Origin of the sequence: Micromonospora jinlongensis (assembly GCF_013410645.1) — a bacterium.
GTDB lineage: Bacteria > Actinomycetota > Actinomycetes > Mycobacteriales > Micromonosporaceae > Micromonospora > Micromonospora zamorensis.
This window is the reverse complement of record NZ_JACCHK010000001.1, coordinates 1,420,903-1,436,034: the sequence shown is the minus strand read 5'-3', so window position 1 is coordinate 1,436,034 and position 15,132 is coordinate 1,420,903. Positions and strand designations below refer to the sequence as shown.

General features: G+C 72.2%; 17 protein-coding genes. 10 read left to right on the top strand and 7 right to left on the bottom strand.

The features are described from left to right. Window positions 1-8 precede the first annotated feature (8 nt). Genes HNR22_RS06125 through HNR22_RS06105 form a run of 5 tightly spaced genes read right to left on the bottom strand, consistent with a single transcriptional unit; the run spans window position 9 to window position 4,567 of the window. Entirely contained in the window at window positions 9-638 is a 630-nt protein-coding gene (locus HNR22_RS06125) for a hypothetical protein (RefSeq protein ID WP_179779483.1), read from the bottom strand. Beyond that, on the bottom strand, window positions 635-2,041 hold the full coding sequence (locus HNR22_RS06120; RefSeq protein WP_179779482.1) for a selenium-binding family protein: 1,407 nt from the start codon (window positions 2,039-2,041) through the stop codon (window positions 635-637). Before HNR22_RS06120 ends, HNR22_RS06125 begins: the two co-directional genes overlap by 4 nt. A gap of 14 nt (window positions 2,042-2,055) precedes the next feature. Beyond that, window positions 2,056-2,787, bottom strand: a complete 732-nt coding sequence (locus HNR22_RS06115) for an ABC transporter ATP-binding protein (RefSeq protein ID WP_179779481.1) — start codon at window positions 2,785-2,787, stop codon at window positions 2,056-2,058. Further along, window positions 2,760-3,593, bottom strand: a complete 834-nt coding sequence (locus HNR22_RS06110; RefSeq protein ID WP_179779480.1) for an ABC transporter permease subunit — start codon at window positions 3,591-3,593, stop codon at window positions 2,760-2,762. The genes HNR22_RS06115 and HNR22_RS06110 overlap by 28 nt, the downstream gene beginning before the upstream one ends. Beyond that, the gene (locus tag HNR22_RS06105) at window positions 3,590-4,567 is read right to left on the bottom strand and encodes an aliphatic sulfonate ABC transporter substrate-binding protein (protein ID WP_179779479.1); all 978 of its coding nucleotides are present in this window, start codon (window positions 4,565-4,567) and stop codon (window positions 3,590-3,592) included. Before HNR22_RS06105 ends, HNR22_RS06110 begins: the two co-directional genes overlap by 4 nt. 190 nt (window positions 4,568-4,757) lie before the next feature. Here HNR22_RS06105 and HNR22_RS06100 point away from each other — a divergent pair, with 190 nt between their 5' ends. Continuing rightward, window positions 4,758-5,939: an LLM class flavin-dependent oxidoreductase gene (locus HNR22_RS06100; protein ID WP_179779478.1), complete on the top strand. Its 1,182-nt coding sequence runs from the start codon at window positions 4,758-4,760 to the stop codon at window positions 5,937-5,939. An 84-nt stretch (window positions 5,940-6,023) separates the two neighbouring features. On the opposite strand, the gene HNR22_RS06095 is transcribed toward HNR22_RS06100, so the two are convergent. Next, window positions 6,024-6,428, bottom strand: coding sequence for a hypothetical protein (locus HNR22_RS06095; protein WP_179779477.1), 405 nt, complete (start codon window positions 6,426-6,428; stop codon window positions 6,024-6,026). 323 nt (window positions 6,429-6,751) lie between these two features. Here HNR22_RS06095 and HNR22_RS06090 point away from each other — a divergent pair, with 323 nt between their 5' ends. The 7 genes from HNR22_RS06090 to HNR22_RS06060 all read left to right on the top strand — a co-directional run bounded on the left by HNR22_RS06090 (window position 6,752) and on the right by HNR22_RS06060 (window position 11,800). Next, a complete protein-coding gene (locus HNR22_RS06090; protein WP_179779476.1) occupies window positions 6,752-7,054 on the top strand; it encodes an urease subunit gamma in 303 nt (100 codons plus the stop codon). Continuing rightward, window positions 7,051-7,386 (top strand): urease subunit beta, encoded by a 336-nt coding sequence (locus HNR22_RS06085; protein WP_179779475.1) that lies wholly within the window; start codon window positions 7,051-7,053, stop codon window positions 7,384-7,386. Before HNR22_RS06090 ends, HNR22_RS06085 begins: the two co-directional genes overlap by 4 nt. Next, window positions 7,383-9,086: an urease subunit alpha gene (locus tag HNR22_RS06080; RefSeq protein WP_179779474.1), complete on the top strand. Its 1,704-nt coding sequence runs from the start codon at window positions 7,383-7,385 to the stop codon at window positions 9,084-9,086. The genes HNR22_RS06085 and HNR22_RS06080 overlap by 4 nt, the downstream gene beginning before the upstream one ends. Further along, on the top strand, window positions 9,086-9,778 hold the full coding sequence (locus HNR22_RS06075) for an urease accessory protein UreF (RefSeq protein WP_179779473.1): 693 nt from the start codon (window positions 9,086-9,088) through the stop codon (window positions 9,776-9,778). Before HNR22_RS06080 ends, HNR22_RS06075 begins: the two co-directional genes overlap by 1 nt. Beyond that, window positions 9,768-10,550: an urease accessory protein UreG gene (ureG, locus tag HNR22_RS06070; protein WP_218906207.1), complete on the top strand. Its 783-nt coding sequence runs from the start codon at window positions 9,768-9,770 to the stop codon at window positions 10,548-10,550. Before HNR22_RS06075 ends, ureG begins: the two co-directional genes overlap by 11 nt. Further along, window positions 10,550-11,266 (top strand): urease accessory protein UreD, encoded by a 717-nt coding sequence (locus HNR22_RS06065; RefSeq protein ID WP_179779472.1) that lies wholly within the window; start codon window positions 10,550-10,552, stop codon window positions 11,264-11,266. Before ureG ends, HNR22_RS06065 begins: the two co-directional genes overlap by 1 nt. A 159-nt stretch (window positions 11,267-11,425) precedes the next feature. Then, on the top strand, window positions 11,426-11,800 hold the full coding sequence (locus HNR22_RS06060; protein WP_179779471.1) for a cupin domain-containing protein: 375 nt from the start codon (window positions 11,426-11,428) through the stop codon (window positions 11,798-11,800). Window positions 11,801-11,806: 6 nt separating this feature from the next. On the opposite strand, the gene HNR22_RS06055 is transcribed toward HNR22_RS06060, so the two are convergent. Continuing rightward, on the bottom strand, window positions 11,807-12,265 hold the full coding sequence (locus tag HNR22_RS06055; protein WP_179779470.1) for a MarR family winged helix-turn-helix transcriptional regulator: 459 nt from the start codon (window positions 12,263-12,265) through the stop codon (window positions 11,807-11,809). A gap of 95 nt (window positions 12,266-12,360) precedes the next feature. Here HNR22_RS06055 and HNR22_RS06050 point away from each other — a divergent pair, with 95 nt between their 5' ends. Continuing rightward, window positions 12,361-13,443 (top strand): substrate-binding domain-containing protein, encoded by a 1,083-nt coding sequence (locus tag HNR22_RS06050; RefSeq protein WP_179779469.1) that lies wholly within the window; start codon window positions 12,361-12,363, stop codon window positions 13,441-13,443. Between the two features lie 421 nt (window positions 13,444-13,864). Beyond that, window positions 13,865-15,109 carry an urea ABC transporter substrate-binding protein gene (gene urtA, locus HNR22_RS06045; RefSeq protein WP_179779468.1) on the top strand — a complete coding sequence of 415 codons (1,245 nt, stop codon included), beginning with the start codon at window positions 13,865-13,867 and terminating at the stop codon, window positions 15,107-15,109. Window positions 15,110-15,132: the final 23 nt, after the last annotated feature.

Sequence of the window (15,132 nt, the reverse complement as noted above, 5' to 3'; positions counted from 1 at the left end):
TGGTCGGTTCACGCCCGGAGCAACGTGACCAACCCGGCGGCGACCAGCACCCCGGCCCAGAGCCGGTCGACGTTGAACCAGGCCCGGCGCAGCACACCGACCCCGAGCACCTGGTAGACCAGAATCGCGATGACCAGCGCGGTGCCGAGCATCGCCACTGTGTGCACGCCGGCGGCGGCGAGCCCGGACAGGGCACCCACCGGCGCGCTGGCCAGGTGCCCGGAGTGGCCCCCGGGCACCGGCTCGGCCACCAGCACCGGCAACAGCATCAGTCCCGCCCCGTGGGCCGACGACATGAGGAACGACCAGCCCGCGAGCTGCGCCGCGGACAGCCGCATCCCCGCCCAGCGGAAGTGTCGCTCGGAGAGCAGTCGCCACAAACCGAACGCGACCAGCAGCACGCCGCCGACCACCGCGAGGGCGGTGCTCGCCGTCACCGAACGGGTCGCGGTGACCAGTGCCGCGACGATCCCCACCGAGGCGAGGTGCCCGGCCGCGATCGGCGACAGGGCACGCAGCAGCGCCGCCCGGCTGCGCTCCTGCAGGCCCCGGGCCACCGCGAACAGCCAACCCATCGCCGGGTTCAGACCATGGAACGCGCCGAGCGCGGCAAGCGTCGCCACTGTGGAGACGGTCACGGAAAGCAGTACGAGTCGGAAGACGCGTCCCCGCCCTGCAACCGGGTCTGGTGCACCCGCAGGCCCCGGAACTCCTCCCCGTGGGGAAAGAACCGCTCGTCCGGGGTGAGCCCACCGGCCTCGACGTCCACGTCGAGCTTGGCCAGCCAGGCACCCACCCCGTCGGGGTAGAACTGGTCGTCCCACGCGCCGTAGAGCGAGTTGCTGACGTAGACCCGCCGCCCGTCCCGGCTCACCTCCACCATCTGCGGGCCACCGGCCAGGGCCTCGTCCGGCGCGGACGGGTGCGCCGTGCGACGCACGACCCCACCGAGATGCACGGAGCCGGTCAGCACGGGGTGCAGCGGGTCGCTGACGTCGTACTGGCGCAGCTCTCCCGTGCCCCAGCAGGAGACGTAGAGGAACCGGTCGTCGACGGACAGGTCGATGTCGGTCACCAGTGGCGGCACCGCCCCGAACGGCTTGAGCAGGTCGGGCAGGTCCGCCGGGTCCGCCGGCTCGGCCGGGATGTCGATCACCTTGGTGACCGCCCAGGCGTCCCCGTCGCGGTGCCACAGCCAGACCGACGCGGACAGGTCCTCGACGCTGATCACCACCCCGACGAACCCGTACGACTTCGACGGGTCGTGCGCCGGGCGCAGCTCCAGCGGCATCTGATATTGGTCGCCCAGGTCGACCCGCTGGACGTGCCGACGTTTCGCGAGGTCCCAGAAGTGGATGGCGTGACCGTAGCGCCGGCCCAGCAGCAGCTCACCGATGATGCCGTCCTCGATCATCGACGGGGTGCCCCACTCGCTGGTGACCAGCACGTCCTGGGTGAGGTGCCACCACAGGTCGTACGCCAGGAACTGTGGACCCCGGTCGGCCTCCCACGCCCCGCGTACCTCGAACGTGGTGTGGTCGAGGATGGCGATGCCTCCCGGGCCCTCCGCGCCGTCCGCGCCCCCGAGAGCGGAGAGGTAGATGCCGTCCGGCCCACAGTGCACCGTGTGCGGGCGCGAGTAGCCGGCGCGCTTCGCCAGCTCCTCGGGGCCGATCACCTTGACCACCTGCGGCTGACGCGGGTCGGGTTGGGTGTCGACCACGTGGATCCGTGACGACCGCAGGCCGGGAACGATCAGGTAGCGCCGCTCGACGTGCGGGTGCGGGGCGGTCGGACAGAGCGCGCTGCTGCACGCGTTCCAGCCGAAGTGGTGCAGCTCGTCGCCGACGTAGGGCAGGTCGGTCCAACCCACCACCCGGCCGTAGTCGGGGGATTCCGGGTCGGTGTCCAGTACCACGATGGCGTCCGGACGGCTGGCCGTACGGTCGAAGGCGGCCACGTAGGCGAGCTTCTCCGCCGGTGCGGTCACCGCCTCCCGGGGCGAGGGGTAGAACGTGGGGTCGGGGGTCCAGCGGGTCATCACAGCTCCGCTCGTCAGGTGGTGGGAACGCCCAGTCGGTCGAGCAGGTGGCGGCGCAGCGCGCCGAAGGCCGGGTCGTCCGGCGTGCGGGTGGGGGCCAGGTCGACGGGCAGCTCCGCGGCGATACGGCCCTCGTCGAGCAGCAGGATCCGGTCGGCGAGCAACAGCGCCTCCTCCACGTCGTGGGTGACCAGCAGGGCGGCGAAGCCGTGCTCGGCGCGCAGCCGGCGCAGCAGGATCTGCATCCGCAGGCGGGTCAGCGCGTCCAGGGCGCCGAACGGCTCGTCGAGCAGCAGCACGTCCGGTTCGCGGACCAGTGCCCGTGCGACGGCCACCCGTTGCGCCTGCCCGCCGGACAGCTCCGCCGGCCAGGCGCGGTGCCGATCGGCGAGCCCGACCTCGGCCAGCGCCCGCCGGATCCGCTCGTGGGCGTCCGGACCGAACAGACCCAGCCCGACGTTGTCCGCCACCCGCTTCCAGGGCAGCAGCCGGTGTTCCTGGAAGACCACGGCGGCGGTGCCGTGCACGACGCTCGTGCCGCTGGCCTCGCCGTCGAGCCCGGCGAGAATCCGCAGGAGTGTGCTCTTGCCGGAACCGCTGCCGCCCAGCAGGGCCACCACTTCGCCACGTGCGATCCTCAGGTCGACGCCGGCCAGCACGACCGTCGGCCCGAACGCCCGGCGCACCGCGTGGGCGGTCAGCACCGGTGCGGCGTCGTTCAGGTGGTCCGCAGTCCGCGACGCCATGTCAACATCCTCCTCTCCAGGACGCGCAAAGCACTGTCGGATATCAGCCCGAGCAGCGCGTAGACGAGCAGTCCCAGCACCACCACGTCGGTCTGGCTGAACTCCCGTGCCTCCATCATCAGAAAGCCGATCCCGGTCTGGGCATTGACCTGCTCGCCGACGACCAGGCTGAGCCAGGCGGCCCCGATCGCCAGGCGCAGGCCGAGGAACAGGGCCGGCAGCGCGCCGGGCAGCACCACGTGCCGCAGTCGGGCGGCCTGCCCCAGACCGCAGGTGCGGGCCGCCTCCACCAGCCGCTCGTCGATGTCCCGGATGCCGGCGTAGGTGTTGAAGTAGATGGGGAAGAAGGCGCCCAGCGCCACCAGGCTGATCTTGAGTGACTCACCGATGCCGACCCAGATGATCAGCAGCGGGACCAGGCCCAGGTGTGGCAGCATCCGGGCCATCTGCACCGGTGGGTCGACCAGGTCGTCGCCGAGCCGCAGCAGCCCTGCCAGGGTGCCCAGGGCAAGGGCCAGGACGCCGCCGGTCAACAGCCCCGCCCCGGCCCGGGTGAGGGAGTCCAGCAGATGGACGCCGAGCGTTCCGTCCCTGCTCAGCCGCCAGCCGGTGGCCAGGACGTCGCTCGACGCGGGCAGCTTCTCGGGTGCCAGCAGGCCGGTCCGCGAGGCCAGCTCCCAGCCCAGGACCAGTGCCACCGGGCTGACCAGCCGCCACCACCGTCGGGTCGGCCGAAGACGTCGGGGCGCGACCGGCGGCGCCGCCGCGATCTCGGCGGGCGCCTCGACCAGCGTCGTACGGCTCACTGGAACACCTCGCCGAACCGGCCGTCGACCCGGGACCGGATGTCGACCGGCCCGGGGATGAGGTCCAGGGCGATGAAGCTGTCGGTGATCGCCTGGAGTTCGTCGCCGATGGCCGGGGTGACGGGGGCGAGAGGTCTGGCGCTGCGGGCCAGGGCCCGGCTGGTGACGTCCTGCGGGATCTTCAGCTCCGGCGCGAGCGTGCTGGCCCGCTCCTCGGGATGGGCGATGCCCCAGTCGGTCACCTCACGGTAGCGCTGGAGGAAGGCCCGGATCTCGTCCGGCTGCTTCGTGACGGCGTCCGGGGCGGCCAGGACGTACTCGCGGTTGCTCGCCAGCCCGGTCGCGTCGGCGAGCACCTGGACCCCCGGTTGCTCGGCCAGCGCGAAGTACGGGTCCCAGATCACCCAGGCGTCGACCTGGCCACCGTCGAACGCGGGCCGCCCCTCCGCGGGCTTGAGGTACTTGACCTGGATGTCCTTCAGGGTCATGTTGTTGGCCTTGAGCAGCTGGACGAGCAGCCAGTGCACGTTCGACCCCTTGTTGAGGGCCACCGTCTTCCCCTTGAGGTCGGCGAAGGTGCGGTAACCGCGATCGGCCTTGACGAGCACGGCCTCGCCCTGCGGGATCGGCGCCGAGGTGCCGATGATGGAGAACGGGGTCTTTCCGGCCGCGGCGAAGACGGGTGGCGCCTCGCCGACCTGTCCGATGTCGATGGAGCCGGCCTTGAGCGCCTCGGTGAGCGCCGGCCCGCTCTCGAACAGCGACCACTCCACATCCGGCGCCGCACCGCGCGCCTTGACCAGGCTCAGTCCGCCGAAGCGCTGGTAGCCGATCCGGAGTTTGCTGGCGGAGCCGCCGGCATCGGCGGACCCGCCGCATGCGCTCACCGTGGCCGTGGCGAGCAGCGCCACTGTGGTGAGGGCGGCCGTCAGGAGGCGGCGATGCGGTGGGCGGCTCGTCGATGGGGTGGGCATGGCGGCTCCTCGGGTCGGGCATGCGGGTCGGGACGCATCGACAGGTGTCGGCGCCGTGGCCGGTAGCCTACTAACCCGATAGGTTTTATGGGTAGGCTGTCGGCGGGATCGTCCCACCCCTCAGGAGGTGCCCGCCGGCGGCGCGCGCACCCGTACCCGCACCCGCCGCACACTGGAGGAAAGAGCCGCGATGACCCTCACCTTCCACTGGTTTCTGCCCACCAACGGCGACAGCCGGGACATCGTCGGGGGCGGCCACGGCGTACCGACCGGTGCTGCCGGAGGCGCCCGCCCGGCCAGCGTGGCGTACCTCGGGCAGATCGCCCGCACCGCCGAGCAGCTCGGCTTCGTCGGCGCCCTCACCCCGACGGGTGCCTGGTGCGAGGACGCCTGGCTGAGCACCGCGATGCTCACCGAGGTGACCGAGCGACTCAAGTTCCTGGTCGCGTTCCGACCCGGGCTGCTGGCCCCGACGCTGGCCGCCCAGATGGCCTCGACCTTCCAGCGGCTGTCCCGGGGCCGACTGCTGCTCAACGTGGTCACCGGCGGCGAGTCGCAGGAGCAGCGGGCGTACGGCGACTTCCTGGACAAGGACTCCCGGTACGCGCGGGCCGACGAGTTCCTGCACGTGGTGCGCGCGCTGTGGCGGGGTGAGACGGTCGACCACACCGGCACCCACCTGCGCGTCGAGCAGGCGCGGCTGCACCGGCTGCCCGACCCGGTCCCGCCGGTCTACTTCGGTGGCTCGTCCGCCGCGGCCCTGCCCGTGGCGGTGCGGCACAGCGACGTCTACCTCACCTGGGGCGAGCCGCCGACCCAGGTCGCCGACAAGCTGGACCGGGTCCGGGCGCTGGCCGCCGACGCCGGGCGCGAGCTGCGATTCGGCATCCGGCTGCACGTCATCGCCCGGGACACCTCCGACGAGGCGTGGGCGCAGGCGCGCCGCCTGCTCAACGGCGTCGACGAGGCCGACATCCGGGCGGTGCAGGACGGGCTGCGCCGCAGTGAGTCCGAGGGGCAGCGCCGGATGCTCGACCTGCACGGCGGCTCCCGCGACAGCCTGGAGGTCTCGCCCAACCTGTGGGCCGGGGTTGGGCTGGTCCGGGGCGGGGCCGGCACCGCGCTGGTCGGCAGCCACCGCGAGATCGCCGATCGGATCGCCGAGTACCACGCGCTCGGCATCGACGAGTTCATCCTCTCCGGCTACCCGCACCTGGAGGAGGCGTACTGGTTCGGCGAGGGCGTGCTGCCGATCCTGCGCGACAGGGGCCTGTGGCGGCACCCCGACGGCCAGCCCGGGCCGACGGACCGCGTCGACATTCCCTTCGCCGGTGTGCCCCGGCCGGCGGCGGCACCCGTCGCGACCCGCTGAGCGGGCGGGGTCCCGGCCGGCGGCGGCACCCCGTCGCCACCCGCTGAGCGGGCGGGGCCCCGGTCAGCGGCAACGGGGCAGCGGCTAGCTGGGTCGGCCGGCGACGCGTCGGCCGACCCGCCGGGCGACGAGGCTCACGGCCGTGCTGCCGGCCGCCATCCCGACCAGCACCAGCACCGCCCCGACGGCCCACAGGCCGGTGTCGTCGGTGGACGCGGCCCGCCACCCCCAGGCCGCCGTGAAGGCGACCGTCATCACCGTCGCCACCAGCCACGGACTGAGTCGCGTGGCGGCGAGCGCGGCCAGCAGGACGAGCGTCAGCACACAGCCGACCACCTGCCACGGCTCGTACGGGCCGCTGCTCGCGCCGGTCTCCGCATCGACCGTGTAGTCGGTGTCCCAGCCCAGCCAGAGCAGCCACGCCCCGACCGTGGCCGCCGCCAGGAACAGAACACCGAGCAGTGCCCGCGTACCCCTTGTCGCCGTCATCCGGCGATCATGCCCTGGGTCGTACGCAAGGGGAATGAGCACCGGCACCCAGAAGTGGGCCGGCGCGAACCCGGATGGACTGTTGCCCCGCCCGGTGGTGATCCTCTACGGTCGGCTCAGCGGTGGGCGGTGCGGTCCGCATCCGACCGGACACCGCCGGTTGCCCGTCACGCGGGCCGGGATGGTGGAGTCCCGGGTCGCCCCGTCGGCGGGACTCGGCGGTCGTGTGACTCCAGCTCGTACCCCGGGTGTCTGCTGCCCGGCGCGCGGCCCCCTGCGGGCCGACGGCGAGCCGGGCACGCCCACCCCACCGGGAGAAGCCCGTGTTTCTCAGCCCGCACGAGCAGGACCGCCTGCTCGTCCACGTCGCGGCCGATGTCGCCCGCGCCCGCCGCGAGCGCGGCCTGCGCCTCAACTACCCCGAAGCCGTCGCGGTGATCACCGCGTTCCTGCTCGAAGGGGCCCGCGACGGCCGGTCCGTCGTCGACCTGATGTCGGCCGGCCGCGGTGTGCTCGGCCGCGACGACGTCCAGGACGGCATCCCCGAGCTGCTGAGGGAGGTGCAGGTGGAGGCCACGTTCCCGGACGGCACCAAGCTCGTGACGGTGCACCACCCGATCCCGTGATCCCGGGGGAGATCCTGCCGGCGGCCGGCCCGGTCGAGATCAACGCGGGCCGCCCGGTGATCACGCTGGTCGTGGTCAACACCGCCGACCGGCCCGTGCAGGTGGGCTCGCACTACCACTTCGCCGAGGCCAACCCGGCCCTGGCGTTCGACCGGGACGTCGCCTGGGGGCAGCGGCTCGCCGTGCCGGCGGGCACCTCGGTCCGGTTCGAGCCGGGCATCAGCCGCAGCGTCGACCTCGTCCCGCTCGGCGGCGCGCGTGTCGTGCCGGGGCTGCGTGGCGCGTGTGCGGGCCCGCTGGACCCGCCGACGGCCGACGGGTCACCGGAGTGAGCACCGTGCGGCGGGACCGCTACATCGACCTTTACGGGCCGACGACCGGCGACCGGATCCGGCTGGCCGACACCAACCTGCTCATCGAGGTGGAGACCGACCACTGCGTCGGAGGTGACGAGGCGGTCTTCGGCGGCGGGAAGGTGATCCGCGAGTCGATGGGGCAGTCGCGGGCCACCCGCGCCGAGGGGGCACTGGACACCGTCATCACCGGTGCCGTGGTGCTCGACCACTGGGGAGTGGCCAAGGCCGACGTGGGGCTGCGCGACGGGCGCATCGTGGCGCTCGGCCGGGCCGGGAACCCGGACACCATGCCCGGTGTCCATCCCGACCTGGTCATCGGCCCGTCCACCGAGGTGATCGCCGGCAACGGACGGATCCTCACCGCCGGCGCGGTCGACACTCACGTGCACTTCATCTGCCCGCAGATCGTCACCGAGGCCCTGGCCAGCGGCGTCACCACACTGGTCGGCGGTGGCACCGGGCCGGCCGAGGGGACCCGGGCGACCACGGTCACCCCGAACGGCTGGCACCTGGCCCGGATGCACGAGGCGCTGGACACCATGCCGGTCAACGTGCTGCTGCTCGGCAAGGGCAACACCGTCTCCGGCGAGGCGCTCTGGGAACAGTTGCGGGCCGGTGCGGGCGGTTTCAAGCTGCACGAGGACTGGGGCACCACGCCGGCGGCGATCGACGCCTGCCTGCGGGTGGCCGACGAGTCCGGGGTCCAGGTGTCGATCCACACCGACACGCTCAACGAGGCCGGCTTCGTCGCCGACACCCTGCGCGCGATCGGCGGTCGGGCGATCCACTCGTACCACACCGAGGGGGCCGGCGGCGGGCACGCACCGGACATCATCACGGTGGCCAGTGAGCCGAACGTGCTGCCGTCGTCGACCAACCCGACCCGCCCGTACACCGCCAACACCCTCGCCGAGCACCTGGACATGTTGATGGTGTGCCACCACCTCAACCCGTCCGTGCCGGAGGACCTGGCCTTCGCCGAGAGCCGGATCCGACCGTCCACGATGGCCGCCGAGGACCTGCTGCACGACCTCGGCGCGATCTCCATCATCGGCTCCGACGCGCAGGCGATGGGCCGGGTCGGCGAGGTGATCCTGCGGACCTGGCAGAGCGCGCACGTGATGAAGGATCGGGTGGGCGCGCTGCCGGGCGACGACGCCGCCGACAACCACCGGGCCCGGCGGTACGTGGCGAAGTACACCATCTGCGCGGCGATGGCCAACGGGCTGGAGCACGAGGTCGGCTCGGTCGAACCCGGCAAGCTCGCCGACCTGGTGCTCTGGGACCCGGCGTTCTTCGGCGTACGACCGCACCTGGTGCTCAAGGGCGGCATGATCGCGTACGCCCAGATGGGTGACGCGAACGCCTCGATCCCGACGCCGCAGCCGATGCTGCCGCGGCCGATGTTCGGGGCGTACGGTGCCGCGGCGGCCGCCACCAGTCTGGCGTTCGTGGCCCCGGCGGCCCTGGACGCAGGGCTTCGGCTGGACGTACGACGCCGGGTGGTGCCGGTGAGCGACGTGCGGTCGCGGGGCAAGGCCGACCTGCCGGAGAACAACGCGATGCCGCGCATCGAGGTGGACCCGGACACCTTCACGGTGCGGATCGACGGTGTGGTGGTCGAACCGGACCCGGTGACCCGGCTGCCGATGGCCCAGCGGTACTTCCTGTTCTGATGGCCACGCCGAGCCTGCTGTTGCTGGTGGCCGACGGACGCTTCCCGGCCGGGGCGCACGCGCACTCCGGCGGTCTGGAGGCGGCCGTCGCCGCCGGCCGGGTCACCGACCTGGCCTCGTTGGAGGCGTTCCTGACCGGACGGTTGGCCACCGCCGGTCTGGTCGGTGCGGCGTTCGCGGCGGCCGCACACCGGGCCGCGGCACTTGCTGAGCCGGCCGTTCGGTCGAGCACGCTGGCCCAGCTCGACGTGGAGCTGGACGCGCGTACCGCGGCGCCGACGTTGCGGACGATCTCCCGCCGGCAGGGCCGAGCGCTGCTGCGCGCCGGCCGGACCATCTGGCCGGACGCTCCGTTCGACGACCTGCCCAGGACGCCCGCCGGCGCACACCAACCGCTGGTGCTCGGGCTGCTCTGCGCGGCGGCGGGGTTGTCCCGTCTCGACACCGCCACGGTCGCCGCCTACGGGACGGTGACCGGGGCGGCCAGTGCCGGCGTACGCCTGCTCGGCCTCGACCCGTACCAGGTCCAGGCCCTGCTGGTCGGCCTGGCCGACGCCTGCGACGGCACGGCTGCCGACGCGGCCCGGGCCGCCGACGACCCACCGGAGCGGCTGCCGGCCGCCGCCGCTCCACTCGCCGACATCCATGCCGAAATCCACGCCACCTGGGAGGTGCGTCTCTTTGCGTCCTGAGACTGTTGTGCCGAGCGCTGCGCCCGTCGACCCGACCACGCCACCACCGACCGCCCCACCGCACGACGAGGCCGTCCCGCACACCCATCCCGAGCCGGGGGTCGACCCGCACCCTCCGCTGGCCCGCGCCGGTCGTGCCCTGCGGGTTGGCATCGGCGGCCCGGTCGGGTCCGGCAAGACGGCCCTGGTGGCCGCGCTCTGCCGGGCCTTCGCCGATGAGCTGCGGCTCGGCGTGGTGACCAACGACATCTACACCACCGAGGACGCCGACTTCCTGCGGCGGGCCGGAGTGCTGGACCCGGCCCGGATCCGCGCGGTGGAGACCGGCTGCTGCCCGCACACCGCGATCCGCGACGACATCGGCGCCAATCTGGACGCCGTCGACGAGCTGGCCGAGGCGGTCGGCCCGTTGGACCTGGTCCTCGTGGAGAGCGGAGGGGACAACCTGACAGCGACCTTCAGCCGTGGCCTGGTCGACCGGCAGATCTTCGTGGTCGACGTGGCGGGCGGGGACAAGGTGCCCCGCAAGGGCGGTCCGGGGGTCACCGCCGCCGATCTCCTCGTGATCAACAAGACCGACCTGGCGCCGATGGTGGGCGCGGACCTTGCCGTGATGGACCGTGACGCGCGGGCTCGACGCGGCGACCTTCCGACCCTCTTCCTGTCCATCGTGGGAGACCCGACGGCGAGCCGGGTCGCCGACTGGATCCGGCACGAGCTGGCCCACCACGCGGCCCTGCACCCGCTCGTCGCACCGGCCGGACCCGTCTGATGCGGGCGCTCGCCCGGCTGGTCGCCCGGGCCGACGGCCGGGGTGGCACTGTCCTGGTCGAGCTGCACGGCGAGACGCCACTCCTGCTGCGCCAGACCCCGTCCGACGGTGGTGTCGCCACGGTGCACCTGGTCGGCGGGGCGGCCGGCCCGCTGGCCGGCGACGACCTGCGGTTGGAGATCGAGGTGGGACCGGGCGCCGCGGTGCGGGTGCACACCGTGGCGGCGTCGATCGCCCTGCCGGGACGACCGGGCGCGGTGTCCCGGATGGCGGTGTCGGCGGTGGTGCACGCCGGTGCCACGCTGCACTGGCTCCCCGAACAGCTGGTCGCGGCGGCCGGCTGCGCGCACCTCGCCGAGTCCCGCGTCGCGGTGGCCGCCGGCGCGAGCCTGCGCTGGCGCGACGAGCTGATCTGTGGCCGGTACGGCGAGGCGCCCGGTGGTGCCGTCGTGCACACGCAGGTCGACTACGCGGGTCGGCCGCTGCTGCGCCAGTCCCTCGCCGTGGGGCCGCGCGCCCCCGGCTGGGCCGGCCCCGCGGTGCTCGGCGGCGCACCGGCCACCGGCTCGCTGCTGGTGGTCGACCCGTCGCGGCAGGCCGAACCGGCTGCCGTCGACGGGACCGTCGCCCGACTGCCGCTGGTCGGGGGCCCGGCGACACTGTGGACCGCCACCGCGCCCGACGCGCACACCCTGCGCGCCCACCTCGCCGTGTGACGCGAGCGCACCCGGCACGCCGGCGTCACTCGACCCCGGCACGTCGTGGGCTTTCGTGTTCGCCCATCCCGGCCCGGGACGGATCTGTGGCCCATATCCTCGGAAGGCCATGGCAACCGGGGCGACTGCCGTTCCCGCGACGGCTCACAGGAGGCCGTGATGAGTGGAAAAGATCGGCCCGAGGGCATCAGTCCGACGGCGGTGGAGGCGGCGCCGGGGCTGTGGCGTGTCGATCTTCAGAAACACGATCTCAGCATCCCGGGACGTGAGGTCGTCCAGAGTCGCGTGGAGTTCACACCGGACTCGCCGCCGTTCAAGCACTTCCACCCGGGCGAAGAGATCATCTGCGTGCTCCAGGGGTCTCTGGAGTACACGCTCGAAGGTCGGTCGCCGATGGTGTGCAACGTCGGTGATGCGCTGACCGTGCCGTACGGCGTCCACCACCAGGCCCGCAACGTCGGCGACGGTGTCGCCGTCGAACTGGCCACGTACGTCGTCGAGAAGGGCAAGCCGCTCCTCACCAGGGTGGACTGAGCCTCGTCACCGGTGTGGGCCGATCGCGTCGACGCGGCGGCGGGCCGGGTCGAGACGACCGATCAGGTCGGCGAGCTGAGCGGTCAGCTCGTCGACCTGTGGCACGCCCAGCTCGGCGAGGTTGGCCCGGACCCGCTCATCGAGGCGATCGTGCTCCCGACGGCCGCGGGCCGTGAGGTAGGCGCGGATCCGTCGACGGTCCATCGGGTCTATCCGGCGGAAGACGAGGTTACGGTCGACGAGCTGGTCGACCAGTTTGGTGAGGGTGCCGGGAGGCAGCGACGCCTCGGTCGACACCTCGCTCATCGGGTGGCCCTGGCCGTCGGCGAGCAGGCAGAGCACCCGCCATGCCTCGATGCTCAGCGCGTCCTCGGCGAGGACGGCGCCCAGCCGGCGAGAGAGCAGCCGTTCGGCGCGGGTGAGCGAGCGCAGCAGGTCGGCTGGCGCCCCGGGCACGTCTGACATGGAACTCCCTGGTCCGGTGGCCCTGCCATGGTAGCGAGTGTCCCGGTCCGTGGTGAGTTCTGGCCTTCGGTCGTGGGCCGGGCAATCATGTGCTCATGTCCGCGCCGGCACCGCCGTGGCTGACCGTCGACCGTGCCGTGGTCAGCATCGCGTTGGTCTACCCGATGCGCGGGCCGGCCGGCATGTTCGGCCCCACCTGCGAGCTGTGCGCGCAGCTCGCGGTCGAGGAGATCAACCGGTGTGGTGGTGTGCTGGGCCGGGAGGTGCGGCTGGTGCCGGTCGACGGCGGCGCACCGCCGGCCGAGGTGGCCGCCGAGGTCGAGGCGTTGGTGTCGGTGGGGGCGGTGCAGGGGGTGACGGGGTGGCACATCTCGTCGGTGCGCCAGGCGCTGGCGCCCCGCGTCGCGCACCGGGTGCCGTACGTCTACACCGCACTCTACGAGGGTGGTGAACGCACCGAGGGGGTCTTCCTGACCAGCGAGACGCCGGATGCCCAACTGTGGCCCGCGATGCGGCTGCTCGCGGGGGAGCAGGGGGTGCGTCGCTGGTTTGTGGTCGGCAACGACTACGTGTGGCCGCGCCGTACCGCGCGGGCGGCCCAGCGGTACGCGTTGCGCGGCGGTGGCCAGGTGGTGGGCCTGCACTTCCTGCCGTTGGACACGCACGACTTCACCGAGGTGCTGCGCCGCATCGAGCACAGCGACGCCGACGGTGTGCTGATGCTGCTGGTCGGTGCGGACGCGGTGCGGTTCAACCGGGCGTTCGCCCGATCCGGCCTGGATCAGCGGTGCCTGCGGCTGAGCACGCTGATGGACGAGAACATGCTGCTCGCCAGCGGTGCCGGTGCGACCCGGCGGCTGTACAGCACGGCGGGCTTCTTCGCCGGGCTGGTCACCCAGGAGAACCTCGACTTCCACGGCGAGTTCGTCCGTCGCTTCGGGGTGGAGGCACCACCGTTGGGCAGCCTGGGGGAGTCCTGCTACGAGGGCGTGATGCTGCTCGCCGCGCTGATCGGCCAGGCCCGCACCCTCGACGTGCGGGCCATCGAGACGGCCGCTGACACGGTGGCCTACCAGGGGCCACGCGGGCGGTTGCGGTTACGCCAACGGCACGTCCGCCAGCGCATCTACCTGGCCGAGGCCGACGGCCTCGACTTCACAGTGCTCGCCCAGCTCTGAAACCAGGCGCGCCGGCCCGCCCACCTGGACCCTTGACAGCGCCACCCGATCCCGTCCTAAGATGCTTCCTGGGTGAAGTATCTGGCCTCGGGTCAGATGTCACCACTGTGTCCCCACCATCGACGGAATTGTCCGTCGACCATTGTGGTGACACCAATTCTGCGTCTTTCCGAACGGCCGGCACCGTTTCCTCCCCAACGGTGCCGGCCGTTTTTTCGTGCGCATCGGATCGACCGCGCGGAAACAGTCAATTAAGGGCCGGGAAACATGAGCGCAATCATGTCGGTCGACGCTTTCGGTGCCCATGTCCGAGCCGGTGCCCCGAGCGGCGTCCACCCGTCGACCTCGGCATCGCCCACGTCAGCTCCACCGGACCGCACCGACCGTCCTTTCGCCACCTAGTGCACCGCAGGGAGAGTAGATGTCACCATTCCGGGGCCGCCGCATCCTGGCGGGCGCCATGACCCTGATCGCCGCGGCCGCGATGACCGCGTGCGGCAGCAAGACCACCGACGAGGGCGGCGCGACCGGCGTCACCGCCGACGTCTCCGGCGACACCGTCAAGGTGGGGCTGCTCAACTCGCTCTCCGGCACCATGGCGATCAGCGAGGTCACCGTCCGCGACTCCATCATGCTCGCCGTCGAGGAGATCAACGCGGCCGGTGGCGTCCTCGGCAGGAAGATCCAGCCGGTTGGCGAGGACGGCGCATCGGACTGGCCGACCTTCGCGGAAAAGGCCGAGAAGCTCATCTCCGAGGACCGGGTCGCCGCCGTCTTCGGCTGCTGGACGTCGGCCAGTCGCAAGGCGGTCAAGCCGGTGTTCGAGAAGAACAAGGCGTTGCTGTTCTACCCGGTGCAGTACGAGGGCCTCGAACAGTCGCCCTACATCTTCTACACGGGTGCGACCACCAACCAGCAGATCGTTCCCGGGCTCGACTACCTCAAGGCGCAGGGTGCGAAGTCGGTCTATCTGGTCGGCAGTGACTACGTCTTTCCCCGCACCGCGAACAAAATCATCAAGGCGTACGCCACCGCGAACGGGATGACAGTGCTCGGTGAGGATTACGCCCCACTCGGATCCACCGAGTTCGGCACCATCGTCAACAAGGTCAAGTCGTCCGGCGCCGACGCCGTCTTCAACACGCTCAACGGCGACAGCAACGTGGCCTTCTTCAAGGAGTACAAGTCGGCCGGCCTGACCGCCGCTGCGATGCCGGTGGTGTCCGTCTCGATCGCCGAGGAGGAGGTCAAGGGCATCGGCACCCAGTACCTGGAGGGTCAGCTGACCGCCTGGAACTACTACCAGACCACCCCGGGGGCGGCGAACTCGAAGTTCGTGGCCGCGTACAAGGCGAAGTTCGGCGCGGACAAGCCGACCAGCGACCCGATGGAGGCCGCGTACGTCGGCGTGTACCTCTGGAAGGCCATGGTCGAGAAGGCCGGCGCCTTCGACGTGGAGAAGGTCCGAGCCGCCTCGGACGGCATCACCTTCGACGCGCCGGAGGGCCTGGTCACGGTGGACGGGAAGACCCAGCACATCGCCAAGACCGCCCGGATCGGCAAGATCGGCGCCGACGGTCTGATCACGGAGGTGTGGAACTCCGGCAAGCCGGTGCAGCCGGACCCGTACCTCAAGACCTATCCGTGGGCGAGCGGCCTGAGCTGACGACGCCGGCCCGGGCGGGCTGC

What these genes read in the sequence shown, in the direction of transcription:
- HNR22_RS06065 (WP_179779472.1), top strand. Translation starts at nt 10,550, where the DNA reads ATGCGGGCGCTCGCCCGGCTGGTCGCCCGGGCCGACGGCCGGGGTGGC.
- HNR22_RS06060 (WP_179779471.1), top strand. Translation starts at nt 11,426, where the DNA reads ATGAGTGGAAAAGATCGGCCCGAGGGCATCAGTCCGACGGCGGTGGAG.
- HNR22_RS06075 (WP_179779473.1), top strand. Translation starts at nt 9,086, where the DNA reads ATGGCCACGCCGAGCCTGCTGTTGCTGGTGGCCGACGGACGCTTCCCG.
- HNR22_RS06105 (WP_179779479.1), bottom strand. Translation starts at nt 4,567, where the DNA reads ATGCCCACCCCATCGACGAGCCGCCCACCGCATCGCCGCCTCCTGACG.
- HNR22_RS06115 (WP_179779481.1), bottom strand. Translation starts at nt 2,787, where the DNA reads ATGGCGTCGCGGACTGCGGACCACCTGAACGACGCCGCACCGGTGCTG.
- HNR22_RS06095 (WP_179779477.1), bottom strand. Translation starts at nt 6,428, where the DNA reads ATGACGGCGACAAGGGGTACGCGGGCACTGCTCGGTGTTCTGTTCCTG.
- HNR22_RS06050 (WP_179779469.1), top strand. Translation starts at nt 12,361, where the DNA reads ATGTCCGCGCCGGCACCGCCGTGGCTGACCGTCGACCGTGCCGTGGTC.
- HNR22_RS06120 (WP_179779482.1), bottom strand. Translation starts at nt 2,041, where the DNA reads ATGACCCGCTGGACCCCCGACCCCACGTTCTACCCCTCGCCCCGGGAG.
- urtA (WP_179779468.1), top strand. Translation starts at nt 13,865, where the DNA reads ATGTCACCATTCCGGGGCCGCCGCATCCTGGCGGGCGCCATGACCCTG.
- HNR22_RS06100 (WP_179779478.1), top strand. Translation starts at nt 4,758, where the DNA reads ATGACCCTCACCTTCCACTGGTTTCTGCCCACCAACGGCGACAGCCGG.
- HNR22_RS06055 (WP_179779470.1), bottom strand. Translation starts at nt 12,265, where the DNA reads ATGTCAGACGTGCCCGGGGCGCCAGCCGACCTGCTGCGCTCGCTCACC.